The following is a 1,539-nucleotide window of genomic DNA, read 5'->3' on the forward strand; positions in this document are numbered from 1 at the left end:
GCTGCCGGAGTTGCCGATGCCGAAGTTTCCGGTGCCGGAGTTGAAGAAGCCGACGTTGCCGGTGCCCGAGTTGAACAGGCCGACGTTGCCGCTGCCGGAGTTCCAGTTGCCGAAGCCGTCGTTGTTGTTGCCGCTGAGGCCGATGCCGATGTTGCCGCTGCCGGTGTTGCCGAAGCCGATGTTTCCGTCCCCGAAGTTTCCGAAGCCGACGTTGTTGCTGCCGGTGTTGCCGATCCCGATGTTGTTCAGGGCTGTCGTCAGCGCGGGACCGCTGTTGCCGAAGCCGATGTTGAAGCTGCCGATGTTGCCGCTGCCGAGGTTCTGGCTGCCGATGTTGCCGCTGCCGACGTTGTAGCCGCCGATGTTTCCGTTGCCCAGGTTGAAATCCCCGATGTTTCCGCTGCCCACGTTCGACTGGCCGAGATCGGCGAAGCCCACATTGAACAACGAACCTGTCGCGGTGCTGCGCAGGAAGCCCGCCAGGTTGTTGCCGATGTTGCCGACTCCGGAGACAACGGCGGGTGTCGTGAACAGGTCGGTGGCGGAGCTGGTGTTGAACAGACCCGAAACGGTGTTGCCCAGGTTCGAGACGCCCGATATCAGGTCACCGAAGACTTTGTAGCCCGAGATTCCTGAGGTGCCGGACGCAAGGTTGAGGAGGCCGGATGCGTTGGCGCCGATGTTCATGAAGCCCGAAGAGCTGCCACTTCCGGAATTGAAGAAGCCCGACGACGGGTTGGTGGTCGAGTTCCCGAAGCCCGGCGCCGGCTTGATGTCGATGCCGGTGAATGTGATGGGCAGCAGCCGACCATCGCCGGTGATGTGGATCAACGGCCCGACCGCCCCTACCGGTGTGCCGATGTTGATGCCGATGAAGGGCAGGCCGATGGTCAGATTGGGGAAACCAATTGAGGTGATGTCGAGGGTCGCGTCGCCAATGATCGTGTCGAGGTTGACCTTCAATGCTGGAATGGTGAAGCTCGAGGTCGTGATGGTGGGAAGTACGACGTCTATCGGTATGGTCAGGTGAATCGGCACGTCGAACTCGAACGGAACGGCGCTGTCGGGGATGATCGTGGTCGCGTTGAGGCTGACCAGGCCTTGATAGTCGGCCCGCCATCCGATGCCGTTGTTGTAGCTGCCGGCGTTTAAAAAGCCGGTGTTGACGTTGCCCGTGTTGCCCAGGCCGGTGTTGTAGTTGCCGGTGTTGAACAATCCGGTGTTGTAGCTGCCCGGGTTGAAGCCTCCGGTGTTCGTATTGCCGGGGTTGAAGCTGCCGGTGTTGAGGTTGCCCGAGTTACCGATCCCGGTGTTGACCCTGCCGGTGTTGAACAAGCCGGTGTTGGTGCTGCCGCTGTTGCCGAAGCCCGTGTTGTTGCTGCCGGAGTTGCCGATGCCGATGTTTCCGGTGCCGGAGTTGAAGAAGCCGACGTTGCCGGTGCCCGAGTTGAACAGGCCGACGTTGCCGCTGCCGGAGTTCCAGTTGCCGAAGCCGTACTGGTTGTTGCCGCTGAGGCCGATGCCGATGTTGCCGCTGCC

At 61.5% G+C, this 1,539-nt stretch carries 1 protein-coding gene; it reads right to left on the reverse strand.

Going from position 1 to position 1,539, the window contains the following annotated elements; genetic code table 11:
• Positions 1–1,539 (reverse strand): beta strand repeat-containing protein (locus BST27_RS30350; protein ID WP_428842048.1); only part of this gene is annotated, 1,539 nt, incomplete at both ends.

Source organism: Mycobacterium intermedium (genome assembly GCF_002086275.1).
Taxonomy (GTDB): domain Bacteria; phylum Actinomycetota; class Actinomycetes; order Mycobacteriales; family Mycobacteriaceae; genus Mycobacterium; species Mycobacterium intermedium.